Source organism: Bacillus sp. ISL-55 (genome assembly GCF_018613155.1).
GTDB lineage: Bacteria > Bacillota > Bacilli > Bacillales > Cytobacillaceae > Mesobacillus.
In genome coordinates, this window is record NZ_JAGGQU010000021.1 from 12,431 (window position 1) to 31,316 (window position 18,886).

18 protein-coding genes and 1 other RNA gene are annotated in these 18,886 nt (G+C 45.6%); 3 read left to right on the plus strand and 16 right to left on the minus strand.

What is annotated here, in order from left to right:
• Nucleotides 1-101: 101 nt before the first annotated feature.
• Nucleotides 102-368 (plus strand): DUF2188 domain-containing protein, encoded by a 267-nt coding sequence (locus J7E32_RS11070; RefSeq protein ID WP_214907240.1) that lies wholly within the window; start codon nt 102-104, stop codon nt 366-368.
• Nucleotides 369-467: 99 nt separating this feature from the next.
• On the opposite strand, the gene J7E32_RS11075 is transcribed toward J7E32_RS11070, so the two are convergent.
• Nucleotides 468-1,031: an FAD-dependent oxidoreductase gene (locus J7E32_RS11075; protein ID WP_214907241.1), complete on the minus strand. Its 564-nt coding sequence runs from the start codon at nt 1,029-1,031 to the stop codon at nt 468-470.
• Nucleotides 1,032-1,144: 113 nt separating this feature from the next.
• The gene (locus J7E32_RS11080) at nt 1,145-2,059 is read right to left on the minus strand and encodes an ABC transporter permease (RefSeq protein WP_214907243.1); all 915 of its coding nucleotides are present in this window, start codon (nt 2,057-2,059) and stop codon (nt 1,145-1,147) included.
• A gap of 234 nt (nt 2,060-2,293) precedes the next feature.
• Here J7E32_RS11080 and J7E32_RS11085 point away from each other — a divergent pair, with 234 nt between their 5' ends.
• Nucleotides 2,294-3,028, plus strand: a complete 735-nt coding sequence (locus tag J7E32_RS11085) for a YwaF family protein (RefSeq protein ID WP_214907245.1) — start codon at nt 2,294-2,296, stop codon at nt 3,026-3,028.
• Nucleotides 3,029-3,111: 83 nt separating this feature from the next.
• On the opposite strand, the gene hpaB is transcribed toward J7E32_RS11085, so the two are convergent.
• From hpaB to J7E32_RS11100, 3 genes are all read right to left on the minus strand, one after another.
• Nucleotides 3,112-4,548 carry a 4-hydroxyphenylacetate 3-monooxygenase, oxygenase component gene (gene hpaB, locus J7E32_RS11090; RefSeq protein WP_214907247.1) on the minus strand — a complete coding sequence of 479 codons (1,437 nt, stop codon included), beginning with the start codon at nt 4,546-4,548 and terminating at the stop codon, nt 3,112-3,114.
• A gap of 213 nt (nt 4,549-4,761) precedes the next feature.
• Nucleotides 4,762-5,199, minus strand: a complete 438-nt coding sequence (locus tag J7E32_RS11095) for a hypothetical protein (RefSeq protein WP_214907534.1) — start codon at nt 5,197-5,199, stop codon at nt 4,762-4,764.
• 148 nt (nt 5,200-5,347) lie between these two features.
• Complete coding sequence (locus J7E32_RS11100; protein WP_214907248.1) at nt 5,348-5,788, minus strand: GNAT family N-acetyltransferase; 441 nt, start codon at nt 5,786-5,788, stop codon at nt 5,348-5,350.
• 183 nt (nt 5,789-5,971) lie between these two features.
• Between J7E32_RS11100 and J7E32_RS11105 the strand changes: the two genes are divergently transcribed.
• Nucleotides 5,972-6,175 carry a hypothetical protein gene (locus J7E32_RS11105; protein ID WP_214907250.1) on the plus strand — a complete coding sequence of 68 codons (204 nt, stop codon included), beginning with the start codon at nt 5,972-5,974 and terminating at the stop codon, nt 6,173-6,175.
• A gap of 364 nt (nt 6,176-6,539) precedes the next feature.
• Here J7E32_RS11105 and ssrA read toward each other — a convergent pair.
• The 11 genes from ssrA to gap form a co-directional block, all read right to left on the minus strand.
• Nucleotides 6,540-6,875: a transfer-messenger RNA gene (ssrA, locus tag J7E32_RS11110) on the minus strand.
• 156 nt (nt 6,876-7,031) lie between these two features.
• Nucleotides 7,032-7,499, minus strand: a complete 468-nt coding sequence (gene smpB / locus J7E32_RS11115; RefSeq protein ID WP_214907252.1) for an SsrA-binding protein SmpB — start codon at nt 7,497-7,499, stop codon at nt 7,032-7,034.
• A 275-nt stretch (nt 7,500-7,774) separates the two neighbouring features.
• Nucleotides 7,775-10,165, minus strand: coding sequence for a ribonuclease R (rnr, locus tag J7E32_RS11120; protein WP_214907254.1), 2,391 nt, complete (start codon nt 10,163-10,165; stop codon nt 7,775-7,777).
• Between the two features lie 87 nt (nt 10,166-10,252).
• Complete coding sequence (locus J7E32_RS11125) at nt 10,253-10,999, minus strand: alpha/beta hydrolase (RefSeq protein WP_214907256.1); 747 nt, start codon at nt 10,997-10,999, stop codon at nt 10,253-10,255.
• Between the two features lie 172 nt (nt 11,000-11,171).
• Nucleotides 11,172-11,405, minus strand: a complete 234-nt coding sequence (gene secG / locus J7E32_RS11130) for a preprotein translocase subunit SecG (RefSeq protein WP_214907258.1) — start codon at nt 11,403-11,405, stop codon at nt 11,172-11,174.
• 89 nt (nt 11,406-11,494) lie between these two features.
• Entirely contained in the window at nt 11,495-12,343 is an 849-nt protein-coding gene (locus J7E32_RS11135; RefSeq protein ID WP_214907259.1) for a polysaccharide deacetylase family protein, read from the minus strand.
• Between the two features lie 434 nt (nt 12,344-12,777).
• A complete protein-coding gene (gene eno / locus J7E32_RS11140; RefSeq protein ID WP_214907261.1) occupies nt 12,778-14,076 on the minus strand; it encodes a phosphopyruvate hydratase in 1,299 nt (432 codons plus the stop codon).
• A 12-nt stretch (nt 14,077-14,088) separates the two neighbouring features.
• Nucleotides 14,089-15,627: a 2,3-bisphosphoglycerate-independent phosphoglycerate mutase gene (gene gpmI, locus J7E32_RS11145; protein WP_214907262.1), complete on the minus strand. Its 1,539-nt coding sequence runs from the start codon at nt 15,625-15,627 to the stop codon at nt 14,089-14,091.
• Entirely contained in the window at nt 15,620-16,381 is a 762-nt protein-coding gene (tpiA, locus tag J7E32_RS11150) for a triose-phosphate isomerase (RefSeq protein WP_214907263.1), read from the minus strand. The genes gpmI and tpiA overlap by 8 nt, the downstream gene beginning before the upstream one ends.
• 180 nt (nt 16,382-16,561) lie before the next feature.
• Nucleotides 16,562-17,746: a phosphoglycerate kinase gene (locus J7E32_RS11155; RefSeq protein ID WP_214907264.1), complete on the minus strand. Its 1,185-nt coding sequence runs from the start codon at nt 17,744-17,746 to the stop codon at nt 16,562-16,564.
• 129 nt (nt 17,747-17,875) lie between these two features.
• The gene (gap, locus tag J7E32_RS11160) at nt 17,876-18,883 is read right to left on the minus strand and encodes a type I glyceraldehyde-3-phosphate dehydrogenase (protein WP_079506865.1); all 1,008 of its coding nucleotides are present in this window, start codon (nt 18,881-18,883) and stop codon (nt 17,876-17,878) included.
• Between the last annotated feature and the right edge of the window lie 3 nt (nt 18,884-18,886).

The following is an 18,886-nucleotide window of genomic DNA, read 5'->3' on the forward strand; positions in this document are numbered from 1 at the left end:
AAAATATTCATCATTTTCCGAAGCGTTTTTGGACATTTTTTTTCGGGTAAAGTCTTAATACCTTTCCAAGGTGCAACCAAAACAATCAAGGAGGTATTAAGATGGCTCAAAAAAAGAATGAAAATATGGAACGTGAAGATTATTTCAAGGACCGCGCTGGAACGGATAATGCAAGATTCCACGCCGTGCCCCATGATGAAGAGGGGTGGGCTGTCAAAAAAGAGGGACAAGATGATCCTGAACTTACCACTGGTTCAAAATCCGAGGCAGTGAAGGAAGCAAAAAGATTGGCTGAAGAAGCTGGCACTATGGCCTACATCCATGATGAGGATGGGAAGATTGATGACCAGTTTAACTACAGCAACTAGTCGTTGATTTTTTTCAACGACAATGTTGTTCCTTTTGCTAAAAATATGAATCTCAGACAAAATTAAAGCCTTGCACATTGCTGCAAGGCTTTAAGTCTATTATGATTTAAAAACATCGTGATCGACATAACGCTCGCCGTTCAGTTCGCTGATGACATTGATGGCGACCTTCGCACCGTCTCCAGCTGTGATGATTGTGTGCATGCTTACGCCTGCGCAAGTGCCTGCAGCCCAAACGCCTTCTACATTTGTTTTACCAGCAGCATCGACATCAAAAATCGTCTTGATTCTTGGCTCTGTGCCGTCTTTTGTTGCAAGACCTGAGGCTTCAGCTACATCAGTCATCATGCCTGACGCGATGATGACGTGCTTTGCTTCATACTCGCCATTTTCCGTTACCACTTTAACGCCGCTGTCAGATTTACTGACAGAAGTCACTGTCGTTTCAACGAATTCAGCACCGTGTTTTTTGGCTTGATTGATGCCCGTTTCAACTAAGTCTGGTCCTGCAATTTCAGGTGCTCCGTAGTGGTTCTCCATCCAGGCACGCTTCGTTACGCTTTTATTGTTATCCAGCACGATTGTTTTCTTGCCAGCCTTTGCTGTGAAAATCGCTGCGCTTCCGCCAGCTGGGCCTGCTCCGATAATTGCTACATCATACATAGGAAAATTCCTCCTTTTCTCTATTTCAATATAATCATAACAGATATCCTTCTATAAACGAAAGTTTTAAAACTAGGAGTTTTATTACAAAGAAACTCACCCATTTGGATGAGCTACTCTAGCTTAATACGCGGGTCCACCACACCATAGAGGATATCGGCAATCATGTTCCCAATAATCATGATGGTGGAGAACATCATCGTCAGATTCATCACCATCGCATGGTCCCGCATGTTTATCGACTTGATGAACAGCTGGCCGATTCCTGGATAAGTAAAAATCGTTTCCACAATGATTGCTCCATTCACGATATTGACTAAATCTATTCCCAGAAAAGTGACGATTGGAATCAGGGAATTTTTTAAAATGTGGACATTATAAATCCTCTTATCCGAAACACCAATGGATTTTGCCGTTCTGACAAATTCCTTTCGGCTGTTTTCGACGATATCATCTCTCAAAAATTGTGTGTATGTAGCTGTCCCGACAATTCCCAATACAGTTGCCGGCAAAATGAGATGATGGATCCTGTCCAGCCAGTATTCCCATGTCCCTTCAGGCACAGTGATATCGACCGAGCCATTGGAGGGAAACCAGTTCAGCTCGAACGAAAAGAAATAGATCGAGTAAACAGAAACAACAATCAACGGCAGGGAAAGTCCAGTATAATTCAACCCGCTGATCAGCCTGTCCCCCAGTGTATTAGGGTTCCGGCCAGCGTACCTTCCCATGAAAAAAGACAACACATAGGTAATCAGCAAGGATACAATTCCGAGAACAAGGGTATTGGTCATTTTTTCCCGAAGAATCAGCGAAACTGGCACACGATAATACGACGACATTCCAAGATCGCCCGTCAGAAAACTGCCAATCCACTTTTTATATTCCATCCATAGAATAGTAAGTTCATAATCAGTCCCCATCACCCCAGGCATCATCATGAACAAAAAGAAGACAACCATTGAGGTCAGCAGCAAACTAGGAACGGCGATCAAGATTCTTTTTAAGGAAAAAATCAATACTTTCATAGCAAACCCTCTCAAGCATCAGCTGTTTTAATCATGAAGAACTCGAAACAAGGCAGCACCAACTAGCTGCCCAGATTCATTTTTCATTACCTTTATTTTACTGATGAAATACATATTTTCATATACAAAATTTATTAGAGTGTTTTTCTAACCATATATACGCCAGCAGAGAATATGTTAAAGTAAGAGTGTGAACTGGAAAAATTGAACTATTTAATGATTGGAGGAGAGCATATGAGAGAGCTTTTTGTGCCGGGTACAGAAGATGTCTTTCAGTTATTTTCTAGTGTTCATCTATATACACTTGGAGCTTTCCTGCTTTTGATCATGTTGCTCTTCTTGTTCCGAAAACCGTTAAGAAATCCCAGTATCAATCGTATTGCACGGGTTGGATTATTTCTAGTTCTGATTATTTCTGAAATTAGCCTGCAGGCTTGGCTATGGTGGAGCGGCCATTGGAGCTATCAATATTCGCTGCCCCTTCACCTGAGCAGTATCTCACTCATCCTCTCTGCCATTTTACTTTTAACTAAAAGTTATAGATTATTTGAATTCACCTATTTTGTCGGTGTCGGCAGCGCAATGCAGGCAATGATCACGCCTGACATCAGCCTGTATACTTTCCCTCACTACCGCTATGTCCATTTCTTCATTTCACATGGCGGAACAGTGATTGCCAACCTGTTCATGGTGTTTGTTGCAGGATACAGACCGACCGGGAAATCCATCTGGAAAGCATTTCTCTGGTTGAACGTCTATACACTCATCGTCTTCATCGTCAACTTTTTGATTGAAGGAAACTATATGTACATTTCCGAAAAGCCGGTCAATCCATCCATTATTGACTATCTCGGACCGTGGCCATGGTATATCCTTTCCCTGGAGGTTATTGCGCTGATCACCTTTGTGATTTTGTATTTCCCGTTCTGGGTTGCCAGGCAGATGAATCGGGAAAATCAGCATAACTAGATACGGAACCTTAATTGCTTTCTGGACCAAAAGACAGCAAAAAGCCCAGAGATGATCTCCGGGCTTAATCATTTTTCTCCCTTTCAACTTTTCAATAAATCATTCACCAAATCCACCGCTGATTTCTTGTCATACTGATTATACAGGCCCACTGAAATCCGGGCCGGATCACCGAAAAAGAATCGCTCGTAAATCGTTTCCCTTCCTGCAAAAGCACTTGAGCACATATCCCATACCAATCTGAACAATCGGACTCTTTCCTTCGCTTCCGTCTCTGCTCCCTGGAGATATAAGTCCAGGTCACTTCTTAGATCGGAGTTAAAATCATTGCTTGTCGGAATGGTGATGGTTCCGCTGGCTCCCAGCAACTGAAGGATTTCTACGAATCTTGGATAAAGCTTTGGAAACATCAGACTCGCAACAGTAAGAGAGCTGGCATCTGGTACCATCAAGCCGGAACTATTTTCCCTCGCCTGCATTTCCGAGGATAAAAGCAGCCCTTTCATGATTTCCACACCACATATAATTTCACTGATTTTTTCTTTTACATGCTGATATTCGCCAATCCCGATCGTTTCCGTGATTAATTGGGCAGTTCCCAGGAACAGCCTTGATTTTGTTAGCTGCCTTGATAATGTCTGATGAACCAGGAAGGTATAAAAATCCGTTTCGTTGTAGAGATTCATGGCTGCATTAAGATCCTTATATAAAAATACCCTTTCCCATGGCACAAAGGTGTTATCGAAAATCACGATCGTATCCATTTCCTCAAACCGTGACCCGAGCGGATGGTCAAAATGGGATTCATTATAGACAAAGGATTCCCGGCAGACAAACTTTACATTTTCTGTATTGCTCGGAATTGAAAAAGCGTATACATAATCCTCCTCGATGAATTTCCCGCCGGCCGGCAAAACCATCAGCTCATCTGTAATGCCGCCTTGTGTAGCCAACAACCTGGCACCCTTAATAAAAATCCCGTCAGATGTCTCCATGATAACCCGCGCAGAAATAGGCTGCTCCTTATTTTCAAAATACGCGAGTGAACGATTCACCTGCGGGGTGACATACGTATGAGAGAATGTAAGGTCATTCTCTCTTGCCTTTTCATAAAGATCCCTCACATTCCTGCCTAATTTATTTTTCCCTTCAAAAACATGTGCTGTAGCACCAAGAGCCATTAAGGCTGTATTCATGTAATCAGGGGTCCTCCCCATCATTCCGCCTGTCAGCTTTGCCCATTCCCCGGCAGCAAGCCTCCTGAGTTCCAGATCTTCTTTTCTGGCGGGAGGATGAAAAGACCGGCCAACCCTGTTTCCAGTTGTCGGCGATTTATAGGTCATCAGCGGCAAATTTTCCTCTTCCAGCTGAAAATCATACAAGCGGGCCTTGCTATTAATCACTCCCTTAAAGGCAGGATGTTCTAAGATGTCTCCGGTGATTTTCTGCCCATCAAACCAGAAATTGCTTTTCAAATCCCTGATTCTTTCTTTCAACTGAGTTCCATTGATTGCAGGCATATCCCCACTCCTGACTTTTTCTTGCTTTTTATCGTCATGCCTATATCTATTCAAGCTTTTCTGCCGAATTGCTTGGTTTATTTAAAGAAGAGCGGAAGTAGAGGGATAGCCTGTCCAGAAATATCACGGAAAGTGCAGGTATACTACAAAAAGAAACAAATAACGCGAAAATAGCCATGAAAAAAGACCTCCAATTGAGGCCTTTTTCACAAGCTAAAATTTAGAAAGAGCTTTATTAGCATTTTCCGGATATCCAGAGCCGAACGAATCTAAACCTGAATTTCCGTAGAATGGATAACCATTTTCCTGGTATCCACCCCCGCCAGGCGCCATTGGGTAGCCGGTACCAGCCGAACCAGGATAGCCTGCTGCCCCCACTCCTGGGTAGCCGCCATAACCACCTGGATAGCCGCCTATATTGCCACCCGGATAACCGCCGAAGCCTGCTCCAGGATAACCGCCAGGAGGGAAGTAACCTCCTCCAGGAAAGCCTGCTCCAGGATATCCGAAAGGTGGTGGCGGCAATGGACGGGGAGCGGCCAAAGCACCGCCAAGGAAGCCACCCGCTAAACCGCCCAAAAACGGCAACCAGCCAAAACCAGTGCCAAATCTATAATCATTTCGTCGAAAACCATTTCCATATGGATGCATCTTTAAAAACCTCCTCTTCTCCATGTTTATGCATGTTTTGCCTACTTTGTCTGGGCCCAACGCATGCAGTATCCCAAAACCATTGCTAATAAAACTGCAATGATGGAACAAGAGGTGAAATCAATCGCATGAACAGATGTCCAATGGATTATGGGATATTCAATTCCATTACAGTCGAGACAGGTTCAAACCCTAAACTTTCACAAAGTATCCTGGAGGGATTTCCATTGAACACATTAAGCTGGATTGTCTTTATCCCAAACGCCTTAAACTCATTAATCGCCGCTACCGCAAGTTCCCGGGCGACACCCGATTTTCTGTACTTTGGGTAAACATATACACTGAGCAAATTTCCCACGACCTGGCCTTTCATAGTATTCAAATCTGTAACCAGGAGAATCCATCCCCTCAGTCTGCGTTGTTCTATATCGATGAGAAAATAGCCTCCATTTTGAATGACGGACATAAAAAGGTTATACGCATTCTGAGCATTATTTTCAGCATAGCCCATCGAGCTTTCCTTCATCACTTTCCCGGACAGCTGAATAAGATGGTTCGTCTCTTCCAGAGTTGCTCTTCTGATCGCCATATACCAAACCCCAATTCAAAGATGTTATGTACTAATATATTGAAGCTTCGTGAAGCGGGTGCCCGTCATCGATGAACAAAAAGCGCAAGCGCCTTGGTCAGCCCCGACAAGCGCTGCCCGCCGATAACGCCACGTCCTGTGGCTGGCGGGTCTAGCACATCGTGTGCCTCTGAGGCCCTGCCAATGAAGTCGCTCTTTGACTTCATTGGCAGGACTGAAATCGAAATGTATAGCCGACTGCCCAGAAACGCAGAAACTGGAGACTCCGACAAAGAAGCGCTTTTTGCTTCTGCCAGCGGAGTAGAAGTTTCGGAGTTTCTAGGAGGTGACACTGGACAAGCGACTCGAAGGGCTAGGCGCTGGAGCTGTAACCTTGATCAATCGTAAATAAAATCCAAAATAAAAACATCAGCTAGAAAGCTGATGTTTTAAAGTCAAAATAAAAATCCACCAACATATGTATTGGTGGAGACGGTGGGACGTGCTATTCCATGCTTTCGTCATGGCACTGACTATATCTTGAACCTGCATTTACAGGTCCTCCGGCGTATTATGCGAGATGTAGTTTTATCCGGACTCCCGAATAGATCACGCATCCTAGTACTGCCAGGTTGGCAGCCTATAAGTCGATACATGGCTGTTGGATTGCTCCACATACCACTCGGCATTGCCCTATCGCTATTCGCGACTTAGGTTTCACCGATAAAGCCGGATTTTCACTTGCGTGTTGCCACACAAGGCGACTAATTACTAATCGAACCCACGTCCAAAGATATTGGCACTTAAGCTTCTACGAGTGTAGTCGGCATATTGGCGATTCGCTGGTCCTTTTGCCTACCGACAGGCGGCCGGCCAGCTAGCCTGGTTGTTCTCTTCCTTCATCCTCAGGCGGTGGAATCCGGCGTAGCCCACTTAGAGTGAGTCCGCTACCCTACCACATGGGCGATGGAGGGGCGAACCGCTATGCAGTATTAAGCTGCGAAAGCGAAGTTGTTGTTTTGTTTGCCAGTTATAGGCGTTGACGTTTTTACGAGGCCGATCCCCTCGACTCGCCACCTAAGCTCAAACTACCCCTGTCGAATCCGTAACGTCCCCATATAAAAGGTTGCTGTATCCATGATACAGACGTTAGGAGAACTCGGAAAGCCGAGCATTAAGTTATGTTGTCACTCGTGGTGACAGTTATTATTATAACACACTGAGTACTTTTTTCAACTGGTACACTCTTCCTCAGCTGACAAGCTTACATTTTCTGGCGTTCGCGGAATGCACGCTCAATATCACGACCTGCTTCCTTCTTCTTAAGAGTTTCACGCTTGTCATAGTTCTTTTTACCCTTACCAAGACCGATTAAAACCTTTGCGAATCCGTTCTTCAGATAAATCTTCAACGGCACAAGCGCATATCCTGCTTCCTTCGTTTCACCGATCAATTGAGCGATTTGCCGTTTGTGAAGCAATAACTTCCTTGTGCGCAGCGGATCATGGTTATAACGGTTCCCCTGTTCATACGGGCTGATGTGCAGGTTATATAAGAATAACTCACCATTATGGACTTTTGCGTAGGAATCTTTTAGCTGGACGCGTCCGTTGCGGATCGATTTGATCTCTGTTCCCTGAAGGACCACTCCGGCTTCATATGTTTCTTCGATGAAATAGTCGTGGTTCGCTTTTTTATTCTGTGCGACGACCTTTCCCTCACCTTTTGGCATAAAAACTTCCCCCTTCTATTTCTCTCATTTTAGCAAATATCCCCTTCTCCCACAACGAAAAGCGCAAGCGCCTTGATCAGCCCCGACAAGCGCTGGAGGGCCGACCAAAGAAGTCGTTCTTTGACTTCATTTGGCGGACCGAAGCGACTCGAGGGGCTAGGCGCTGGAGCTAGACAATACGAAAAGCGCAAGCGTCTTGGTCAGCCCCGACAAGCGCTGCCGGCAATAGAGGGCAACAGAGAGCCCCTTCAGCAGGAGCTCTCTTTTTCAATTGCCTATTTTCTCTTTTTTGATTTACGTTTTGCGGCCGGGGCATTCTCGAAGAATTTCTTCTTCTTGTTCTTCGGTTTTGATCCAGAGCCTGAACCGGAACCGGAGCCATTTCTGCCTCCTCCTGATCCTCTACCACTTTCGGAACCTCTGCTGCCTCGCTTGCCTTCTTCTTCTTTACCTCGGCGCGGCTTTTTGTCGCTGCTGCCGGTTTTGAAGATTTTTGGCTGGGCCGGACGCTCACGTCTTGGCGTGCCCTTCATGCCGACGATTTCAAAATCAATCGAGCGCTCATCTTTGTTCACCTTGATGACTCGGACGGTAATTTCATCCCCAATCCGGAAGACATTGCCTGTTCGCTCGCCAATCATCGCCAGATGGCGTTCATCATAACGGTAATAATCATCTGTCATGTAGCTGACATGTACCAGGCCTTCGATTGTGTTAGGAAGCTCGACAAACATCCCAAAGTTCGTAACAGAGCTGATGATGCCGTCGTATTCCACACCAACCTTGTCTTCCATGTATTCCGCTTTCTTAAGTTCATCGGTTTCACGTTCGGCTTCGACAGCGCGGCGTTCCATATTGGATGAATGCTCGGCGATATCCGGCAGCATTGCATTCCATTTTTCCTTCGTTGCCTGGTCAAGCTTGCCCTCGATCAAGTAGGTTCTGATCAAGCGGTGGACAATCAAGTCAGGATAACGGCGGATTGGTGATGTAAAGTGCGTGTAGAACTCTGTTGAAAGCCCGAAGTGTCCGAGGCTTTCAGGATAGTATTTCGCCTGTTGCATCGAACGGAGCATGACCGTTGAAACGACCATTTCCTCCGGCTTGCCCTGGACTTCCTCGATGATTTCCTGAAGTGCTCTTGGGTGTACTCCGTTTGCGGATCCTCTGACAAGGTATCCGAAGTTTGTGATGAAATCAAAGAATTTTCTCAGCTTATCCTCTTTTGGATCTTCGTGAATACGATAGATGAATGGCACATCCAGCCAGTGGAAATGCTCAGCGACCGTTTCGTTCGCCGCCAGCATGAATTCCTCGATCAGCTTTTCAGCGACAGAACGCTCTCGCAGAACAACATCCGTTGGTTGGCCTTCTTCATCAACCAGTACCTTTGATTCTTTAAAATCAAAATCGATGGCGCCTCTTTCCATCCTTTTTTTACGAAGGATAGCGGCCAGCTCTTCCATCATCTCAAACATTGGAACAAGAGAATCGTAACGTGAGCGCGTTTCTTCGTCTTGATCAACGAGAATCCTGTTCACATCAAAATATGTCATTCGCTCAGTCGTCTTGATGACACTCTGATAGATTTCATGATCTACGACCTGGCCGTCAGGAGAAATCTCCATATTACACGATAGCGTCAGTCGGTCGACTTTCGGATTCAATGAGCAGATTCCGTTTGATAGTCTGTGCGGAATCATCGGAATTACCCGGTCAACCAGATACACACTCGTTGCACGTTCTTCTGCTTCGCGGTCAATCGGTGAGTCCTCGGTTACATAGTACGTAACATCTGCGATATGGACACCAAGTTTATAATTGCCGTTTTCAAGTCTTGTGACCTGAACAGCATCGTCAAGGTCCTTTGCATCGGCGCCGTCAATTGTGACGATGACTTCATCACGCAGGTCGCGGCGGTTCGCAATCTCACTCTCATTAATCTGGTCAGGCGCATTATTCGCCTGCTTGAGAACTTCATCCGGGAACTCCATTGGCAGTCCGTGCTTGTGAATGACCGATAGGATATCGACGCCAGGGTCATTTTTATGGCCGAGAATCGCGGTAACCTCTCCCTCAGCACTTTTGCGTCCCTCAGGATAGCTCGTCAATTTTACGACGACCTTATGCCCTTCGACTGCACCCATCCCTGCCTCTTTCGGTATGAAGATGTCACTTGTGAACTTTTTATCATCTGGAATCACAAAACCGAAGTGCTTGCTTTCGGTGTAGGTACCTACAATTTGCGATACACCACGTTCGAGAATGCGCACAACTGTCCCTTCGCGGCGCTGTCCAGAGCTGTCCGATGAGACTCGCACAAGGACTGTGTCACCGTTCATCGCATTGCTCGTTTCATTCGGCGGAATGAAGACATCATCCATGCCCTGTTCCTCAGTGATGACAAACGCAAACCCCTTGGCATGGGCACTGTAGCGTCCGCGTACGAGATTCATTTTTTCAGGGAGTCCGTACCTATCACTTCGAGTCCTGACGACTAGCCCCTTTTCCTCCATAACCACTAACGCTTTAACAAAATCCTTGAATGTCGAGGAGTCCTCGATTCCAAAGGCGCTTTCCAATTCTTGAACTGTAAGAGGTTTGTAAGCTTCATCCTTCATATAATGCAATAGCCTGTCTATATGGCCTTTAATATTCTCATCCATTAATAAATCCCTCCTTTATTGGGCTATTTTCGTAATCTTGTCAACTCATGGTGTAAAAAACAACACAATAAATTTTTTTATATGTTTTTATTCTTTCCAATTTAATGACTCGAGAAACTCGAAAACATCTTCATGGAGCTGATCACGTTCTTTATCAAGAGTGATGACATGCCCTGATTCTTCATACCACTTCAACTTTTTATGTTCAGACTCGATGTTGTCATGGATGATATTCGCACTGTCAGGGTCAATGATGATGTCATTTCGCGCCTGGACAACAAACGTCGGGGTATAAATCAGGTCGATGCTTCCTCGGACTTCTTTTATTAACTCCTGGAGGTCTTTCAGAGTGGCCATCGATTTCTGTTCAAGCTCTTTTACTTCCGCCTCGATTTGCTCCTCAGGTTTGCCTTCCATCCTCTTATACTCGCGCGCATACTCGAGCACACCGCGGTACATTAATTCTTCCGTCTTAAGATGCATCGGTGCGCACATTGGCACGATTCCCATGAGTGGCTTGGTATATCCGAGTTTCAGCGATAGTACACCACCCAGAGATAAACCAGCAACAGCAATCTCTTCGTAGCCTTCGTTTTTCAGGAATTCATAGCCATCAAGCGCATCCTGCCACCAATCCTCAGGCCCAGTATGTATCAGTTCTTCCGGCGGGACTCCATGTCCTTTAAAAACAGGCGCATGGCTGGTATACCCTTTTCCTTCTAAAAAACGTCCCAGCATCCTGACGTCCGCAGAATTGCCGGTAAAACCATGCAGCAGCAATACCGCTCTTTTTCCAGCTTTAAATGTAAAAGGTCTTGGCACTAACTTTCTCATTTTCCTACTCCCTCTATCAGATATCTTACTTAGTTTTAACAAACCTGCTTGTAACATTCAATTAAAAGCCTTTAAATATGTAAATACCCATATTCACCAGAAATATGTGAGGATTTCGCTTATGTAAACACAATAAAACCCGGCCTCTATTGAAGCCGGGTCATTGTGTGTATTATAGTTCGAAATAAGTAACGGCAATAGTCAAGACAAAGAATAAAACAGACAACACGATTGTAACACGGTGCAAGACAAGGTCAAGGCCTCTTGCCTTTTGCTTACCGAACAATTGCTCAGCGCCGCCAGAAATCGCACCGGACAGACCAGCACTCTTGCCTGATTGAAGAAGAACAACTCCAATCAACCCAAGGCTGACAATCACTAAAAGAACAGTTAATAATGTATGCATGACGTACCTCCCGATAAAACTGCTAACAGTATTTTAAATTTATCACATTTTCAGGAATGAAACAATACTTGTCCGAATTGTTCTGAATTTTATTGGGCAGGTACTTTGATTTCCATGACTTTTAATGCAATGGTGCGGGAAGCAGCGCATTTGATCTGTACAGCAGGTCCGAAACCGGTGGTGCATTGATAACCGTTCTTGTATAAAATCTCCAGAATGTCTTCCACCGCCTTCACGGTTTGCGAACGGTCTCCCCCAGCATCATGGAAAATAATCACGTCTCCTGGCCGAGTATCGGATATGACATTTTGCGTGATCTTTGCCGCACCAGGCCTGCTCCAGTCACGAGTCTCCTGATGCCATGACCAGAGGATGACATTGTAGCCGCCTTCAATTGCGGTATCGACAATTTCCTTATCATAATAGCCTGCAATCGGCCGGAACAGGGAGGGTTTGTTTCCAGTCAGGCCTTGAATGACCTCGGCGTTCTTATCCAGTTCCTTTTTGAGCATCGCTGGAGAATAGCCGTCCCGGAAGCGGTGCCTGTAGGTGTGATTCCCGATTTCATGCCCTTCTGCTGCCTGCCGTTTAACGATTTCCGGGTATCTTTCCGCCTCCTCGCCAATCACGAAAAAAGTCGCCTTGGCCTTGTATTTTTTCAAGGTGTCAAGGATTTGGGGAGTATAGGTAGGATCAGGTCCGTCATCAAATGTAAACGCCACAAGCTTCTCTTCTACCGGGATATCCCAGAAAACGTGGCCTGTCTTTTCAAATTTCGCTCTTTTCAATGAGGAAGGCGCCTCTTCCTTAATATCGGATTTTTTTAATGTTGATGTTGTTTCATCGGAGTTTTCCACCGCTTTAGCTACAGCGGCTTCCGAGCCGATTGAGGGTGTGGAGAAAGTGAGTAAGATTGCGGCGACGAGAAACTTTTTCATAACTACCTGCTCCCATCTTAGTTGAGTTTTAAGTTAGTATTGTGGATTTTCGACCAGTTTATTTCATATCTGGAGGGTTGCCTATTTTTACTAGTAGAAGGGGGGATCTATTGCGGGATACTGTGGAAATAAGATACCTTTCTAATCATTGACATTTTGAGTAGCTCATCCTCTTGAAATGTCCATTAAACCTCGCTTATTAGACATTTATAATAGCTCATCCTCTTAAAATGTCCATTAAACCTCGCTTATTAGACATCTTGTGTAGCTCATCCTCCGGAGATGTCCCTTATATCTCTCTTATTAGCCAATTTAAAATACTCAGCACTCATAATGTCCCTCAATCCACAAAAAAACACCGGCAGCATCGTCATGCCACCGGCGTCCTGATCTAACGGATTTCCTCGCAACAATAGCGATTCTTCCTCGCAATATTACTTCTTAAGGTTGTAGAAAGATTTGATTCCGTTGAAGCGAGCTGTTTCGCCAAGCTGGTCTTCGATGCGAAGAAGCTGGTTGTACTTCGCTACGCGGTCTGTACGTGATGGTGCACCAGTCTTGATTTGGCCAGCGTTTGTTGCAACAGCAATGTCAGCGATTGTTGAATCTTCTGTTTCTCCAGAGCGGTGAGAGATTACAGCTGTGTAGCCTGCGCGCTGTGCCATTTCGATTGCGTCGAAAGTTTCTGTCAAAGTACCGATTTGGTTTACTTTGATCAGGATAGAGTTACTGATTCCCTGCTCGATTCCTTGAGCAAGCTTCTTAGTGTTTGTAACGAACAGGTCGTCACCAACAAGCTGAACTTTTCCGCCAAGGCGCTCTGTCAACAGCTTGTGGCCTTCCCAGTCGTTTTCATCCAAACCGTCTTCGATTGAGATGATTGGGTATTTAGAAGCCATTTCTTCGTACCAGTCAACCATTTCTGCAGAAGTCTTCACTACGCCTTCTCCAGAAAGGTGGTACTTGCCGTCTTCTTTGTTGAAGAACTCAGAAGATGCAGCGTCCATAGCCAGCATGATTTGCTCGCCTGGCTTGTAGCCTGCTTTTTCGATAGCCGTTACGATTGTTTGAAGTGCTTCTTCGTTTGAACCTAGGTTTGGAGCGAATCCGCCTTCGTCACCTACAGCTGTGTTCAAGCCTTTTTCTTTAAGTACAGACTTCAGGCTGTGGAAAATTTCCGCACCCATACGAAGTGCTTCACGGAAGTTTTCAGCGCCAACAGGCATTACCATGAATTCCTGGATGTCAACGTTGTTATCAGCATGCTCGCCGCCGTTAACGATGTTCATCATTGGAACTGGAAGCTGCTTGGAGTTGAATCCGCCAAGGTATTGGTATAAAGGAAGGTCAAGGTAGTCTGCAGCAGCGTGTGCAACAGCCATGGACACGCCAAGGATTGCGTTAGCACCAAGCTTGCCTTTGTTTTCTGTTCCATCTAATTCGATTAGCGCCATGTCGATTCCGTTCTGGTCAAGAACATTGAACTCTTCGCCAATCAAGAATGGAGCGATAATTTCGTTTACGTTGTCAACTGCTTTTAAAACACCTTTTCCAAGGTAGCGGCCTTTGTCGCCGTCACGAAGTTCAACTGCTTCGTGCTCACCAGTAGATGCACCACTTGGGACGATTGCGCGTCCGAATGCTCCTGATTCAGTGAAAACTTCTACCTCAACTGTTGGGTTACCGCGGGAATCTAAAACTTCACGTGCGTATACGTCTGTAATGAATGGCATAGTAATCTCTCCTTATTTTTTAATTAATGATGTTCCTGTCATTTCTGCTGGCTTATCCAGTCCTAGTAATTCTAATATAGTTGGAGCCAGGTCGCCGAGGATTCCGTCTTCACGAAGCTCTGCGCCTTCTTTCGTCACAATGACAGGCACCGGGTTTGTCGTATGGGCAGTCATCGGGTTTCCTTCAAGTGTCACGACCTCATCTGCATTTCCGTGGTCAGCAGTGATGATCGCAGTACCGCCTTTTGAAACAATCAGGTCAACGATGCGCCCCAGACACTCGTCAACAGTTTCAATCGCCTGGATCGTCGGCTCAAGCATGCCTGAGTGTCCAACCATATCAGGGTTTGCAAAGTTCAAAAGAATCGCATCGAAGTTATCTGCTTCAATTTCCTTGATCAATGCATCTGTCACTTCATTAGCGCTCATCTCAGGCTGCAAGTCATATGTAGCAACCTTTGGCGAGTTGATCAGGATCCGCTTTTCACCAGGGAACTCCTGCTCACGTCCGCCGCTCATGAAGAACGTTACGTGCGGATATTTTTCCGTTTCAGCAATGCGAAGCTGAGTCATGCCAGCCTGTGAAATCACTTCACCAACAGTGTTATCAAGGTTTGATGGTTCGAAAGCCACGTAACCGTCAACTGTTTCACTGAAATGCGTCAAGCACACGAAGTGAAGGTTTTCAGGATGACCTTCGCCTCGATCGAACGAACGGAAATCTTTATTTGTAAAAGTGTTAGAAATCTGGATTGCGCGGTCAGGACGGAAGTTGTAGAAAATCACAGCATCGTCGTTCTGGACCGTCGCAACCGGTGAACCATCCGGGCGCACAAGCACAGATGGGACAACGAATTCATCAAAGATCCCGTTATTATAGTTATCTTCGATCAATTCCATAGGGTTCGAATACGTAGGTCCGTCACCGTACACCATTGAACGGTAGGATTTCTCCACACGCTCCCAGCGCTTATCGCGGTCCATAGAATAGTATCGCCCAGAAATCGTCGCAAATTCACCGACACCGATTTCGTTCATTTTTTCTAATGTTTGTTCGATATAACCTGGTGCCGTCTTCGGTCCGACATCGCGTCCGTCAAGGAAACCATGTACGTATACCTTTTCCAGACCTTCGCTGGCAGCAAGCTTCAATAGAGCAAACATGTGCTCAATATGGCTGTGCACGCCTCCGTCAGACAGCAAGCCCATCAAGTGAAGGGCAGTGCCTTTTTCCTTTGCATGCTTGATTGCTGCAAGGAAGGTTTCATTTTTTTCGAACTCGCCTTCACGAATTGAAATGTTCACGCGTGTAAGGCTCTGGTAAACAATGCGGCCAGCACCAATGTTCAGGTGTCCAACCTCAGAGTTACCCATTTGGCCTTCTGGCAGGCCGACCGCTTCTCCGCTCGCAATTAGCTGCGCGTGCGGATAGTGGTTCCAGTAGCGGTCAAAATTTGGCTTTTTCGCCTGGGCAACGGCATTTCCCATCCGTTCGCCACGCAAAGCGAAGCCATCCAGAATGATCAAAGCTGTTGGTGACTGTTTACTCATTGGAACCTGCCTCCAATAGCTGCAAGAAGGAATCTGTCTCAAGGCTTGCTCCGCCGACCAATGCGCCGTCGATGTCAGGCTGTGACATGTATTCCTTGATGTTAGCCGGCTTCACGCTGCCGCCATACTGAATGCGGACCGCTTCAGCCACTTCTGGTGAAAATTGCTCTGCAACCACTTTACGGATGTGCGCGCAAGTTTCGTTTGCATCTTCTGCTGTAGAAGATTTACCTGTTCCAATCGCCCAGATAGGTTCATAAGCGATGACCGTTTGCTTCACTTGCTCATCTGTCAGGCCATTAAGTGCAGCTTTGATTTGTCCGCCAACAAACTCGTTTGTTTCGCCGTTTTCACGCTGCTCGAGTGTTTCACCGCAGCAGACGATCGGAGTTAAGTTGTATTTGAATGCAGACAAAGTCTTTTTATTAACTGTGTCATCTGTTTCATTGAACATTTCACGGCGTTCAGAGTGACCGATGATCACGTACTTCGCACCGATGTCCTGCAATGCTTTCGGGCTGACTTCGCCTGTAAAAGCACCGCTTTCTTCAAAGTGCATGTTTTGCGCGCCGATTTCAACGTCTGAATTCTGTGTTAGCTCGACAAGCTGTCCAAGGAACAAAGCCGGAGCACATACAACAGATTCAACCTTGTCCGTTGATGGAACAAGTCCGCTTACTTTTTCGATAAAATCCTTTGCTTCAGGCAGCGTTTTATGCATTTTCCAGTTACCTGCAATGATAGGTTTTCGCATGCTGACACTTCCTTTCAAGATTGCTATTTTTCACAGCTTTGTAATGCTTTATTAAAAAAGTTCCCACTGGATGTTGGGCTAAACTATTTTATCTTTGCTTGAGCGGCTAGGACAACAGCGGTCAGGATCCGCACCCTTACACTGCTGCCTGCACCGTCTTGCTAATCTTTAATTCAAATCTTACTTATCGTTCAATGCAACGACGCCTGGCAGCTGTTTGCCTTCCATGAATTCGAGGGAAGCACCGCCGCCTGTGGAGATGTGGCTCATTTTTTCAGCTAGGCCGAATTTTTCAACAGCTGCTGCAGAGTCTCCTCCGCCGATCACCGAATATGTATCATTAGCATCGGCTAAAGCTTGTGCAACAGCTTTTGTACCTTGTGCGAACTTGTCAATTTCAAATACGCCCATCGGTCCATTCCAGATGACCAATTTAGACTTTTGAATGACATCGCGATAAGTTTCAGCTGTTTTAGGCCCGATATCAAGAGCTTCCCAATCTGCAGGAATTTCTTCAATACCAACAACCTTTGTATTCGCATCAGCAGAAAAATCATCAGCAACGATGGCATCTACAGGCATGTAGAAGTTTACACCCTTCGCTTTTGCTTTTTCCATGAAGCTCTTAGCCAGGTCTATTTTATCTTCTTCTAAAAGAGATTTACCTACTTCGTGGCCCTGTGCTTTTACGAAAGTATAAGCAAGTCCGCCGCCGATAATCAGGTTGTCTACTTGTTCCAATAGATTGTCAATTACGCCAATCTTATCTTTAACCTTCGCGCCGCCGATGATAGCTGTGAATGGGCGTTCAGGATTTGATAAAGCTTTTCCAAGTACATCAAGCTCTTTTTCCATGAGGAAGCCTGATACCGCAGGAATGTACTTAGCAATGCCTTCTGTTGAAGCATGCGCACGGTGTGCTGCACCAAATGCGTCATTTACATAAACATCAGCCAGCTCAGCAAATGCTTTAGCTAGTTCAGGATCGTTTTTCTCTTCGCCAGGATAGAAGCGGACATTCTCAAGAAGCAGGACATCGCCTTCGTTCATGCTGTCGATTTCGGATTTCACAGACTCACCGTACGCTTCGTCTGTTTTCTTTACATCCTTGCCAAGCAGCTCAGACAAACGCTTTGCCACTGGAGTCAAACGCAGTTCTTCAACAGCCTGCCCTTTTGGACGGCCAAGGTGGCTTGCAAGAAGGACTTTCGCACCCTGATCAACCAGGTACTGGATTGTCGGCAGCGCTGCACGGATTCTTGTTTCATCCGTTACCTGTCCATTCTTCATCGGCACGTTGAAATCAACGCGGCAAAAAACTCGTTTTCCTTTTACATCCACATCTTTTACTGTCTTTTTGTTCAAGGCTAGAGACCTCCTTTAGAATAGCGCAATTGCGCGATTAAGCAGAAAAAGAGGAGAGGGAATTTACCCCGCTCCCCTTTTCATCCCACTACATTATAGTCGTTAATGGATGGTTAATCCAATATTTGCTTACAGACCTTTTTTAGCGATGAAATCAACAAGGTCAACTACACGGTTAGAGTAACCAGACTCGTTGTCATACCAAGAGATTACTTTTACCATGCTGCCTTCCATAACCATTGTTGAAAGTGCATCGATTGTAGAAGAGTTTGCACAGCCATTGTAGTCGCTAGATACTAGTGGCTCTTCGCTGTATCCAAGGATGCCTTTAAGTTCGTTTTCAGAAGCCTTTTTGAATGCAGCATTGATTTCTTCAACTGTTACGTCTTTTTCAAGCTCAGCAACAAGGTCAACAAGTGAAACGTTTGGAGTTGGAACACGCATAGCTCCACCGTTCAATTTGCCTTTAAGCTCAGGCAATACTAGAGAAACTGCTTTTGCAGCACCAGTTGTTGTAGGAATGATGTTTTCCGCAGCTGCACGTGCACGACGGTAGTCTTTGTGCGGAAGGTCAAGAATTTGCTGGTCATTTGTGTAAGAGTGAACTGTTGTCATCATACCGCGCTTGATTCCGAAGTTGTCGTTCAATACTTTTGCAAATGGAGCCAGGCAGTTTGTAGTACATGATGCATTTGAGATTACGTGGTGGTTAGCTGCATCGTACTTGTCATCGTTAACACCCATAACGATTGTGATATCTTCGTCAGATGCTGGTGCAGAGATGATAACTTTCTTTGCTCCTGCTTCAAGGTGCTTCGCAGCGTCTGCGCGCTTAGTGAAACGTCCAGTAGATTCTACAACTACTTCTACACCTAGGTCGCCCCAGCCAAGTTGTGCAGGATCTCTTTCAGCAAGTACTTTCACTTTGTGGCCGTCAACTACAAGGTAGTCACCGTCAACTGTGATTTCTTCGTTCAATGTTCCGTGAACTGTATCATATTTTAAAAGGTGTGCAAGCATGTTTGCATCAGTTAAATCGTTAACTGCTACTACTTCCACATTAGGGTTCTTCAATGCCGCGCGGAAAACAACGCGTCCAATTCTTCCAAATCCGTTAATACCAACTTTTACTGCCATGAG

Coding starts and splice junctions, on each gene's coding strand:
- J7E32_RS11080 (WP_214907243.1), bottom strand. CDS start 2,059: ATGAAAGTATTGATTTTTTCCTTAAAAAGAATCTTGATCGCCGTTCCT.
- rnr (WP_214907254.1), bottom strand. CDS start 10,165: ATGGATGAGAATATTAAAGGCCATATAGACAGGCTATTGCATTATATG.
- gap (WP_079506865.1), bottom strand. CDS start 18,883: ATGGCAGTAAAAGTTGGTATTAACGGATTTGGAAGAATTGGACGCGTT.
- J7E32_RS11075 (WP_214907241.1), bottom strand. CDS start 1,031: ATGTATGATGTAGCAATTATCGGAGCAGGCCCAGCTGGCGGAAGCGCA.
- secG (WP_214907258.1), bottom strand. CDS start 11,405: ATGCATACATTATTAACTGTTCTTTTAGTGATTGTCAGCCTTGGGTTG.
- J7E32_RS11095 (WP_214907534.1), bottom strand. CDS start 5,199: ATGCATCCATATGGAAATGGTTTTCGACGAAATGATTATAGATTTGGC.
- eno (WP_214907261.1), bottom strand. CDS start 14,076: ATGCCATTCATTACAGACGTATACGCACGTGAAGTTTTAGATTCCCGC.
- J7E32_RS11105 (WP_214907250.1), top strand. CDS start 5,972: ATGAAGTCGCTCTTTGACTTCATTGGCAGGACTGAAATCGAAATGTAT.
- J7E32_RS11125 (WP_214907256.1), bottom strand. CDS start 10,999: ATGAGAAAGTTAGTGCCAAGACCTTTTACATTTAAAGCTGGAAAAAGA.
- J7E32_RS11135 (WP_214907259.1), bottom strand. CDS start 12,343: ATGAAAAAGTTTCTCGTCGCCGCAATCTTACTCACTTTCTCCACACCC.
- gpmI (WP_214907262.1), bottom strand. CDS start 15,627: ATGAGTAAACAGTCACCAACAGCTTTGATCATTCTGGATGGCTTCGCT.
- smpB (WP_214907252.1), bottom strand. CDS start 7,499: ATGCCAAAAGGTGAGGGAAAGGTCGTCGCACAGAATAAAAAAGCGAAC.
- tpiA (WP_214907263.1), bottom strand. CDS start 16,381: ATGCGAAAACCTATCATTGCAGGTAACTGGAAAATGCATAAAACGCTG.
- J7E32_RS11100 (WP_214907248.1), bottom strand. CDS start 5,788: ATGGCGATCAGAAGAGCAACTCTGGAAGAGACGAACCATCTTATTCAG.
- J7E32_RS11070 (WP_214907240.1), top strand. CDS start 102: ATGGCTCAAAAAAAGAATGAAAATATGGAACGTGAAGATTATTTCAAG.
- hpaB (WP_214907247.1), bottom strand. CDS start 4,548: ATGCCTGCAATCAATGGAACTCAGTTGAAAGAAAGAATCAGGGATTTG.
- J7E32_RS11085 (WP_214907245.1), top strand. CDS start 2,294: ATGAGAGAGCTTTTTGTGCCGGGTACAGAAGATGTCTTTCAGTTATTT.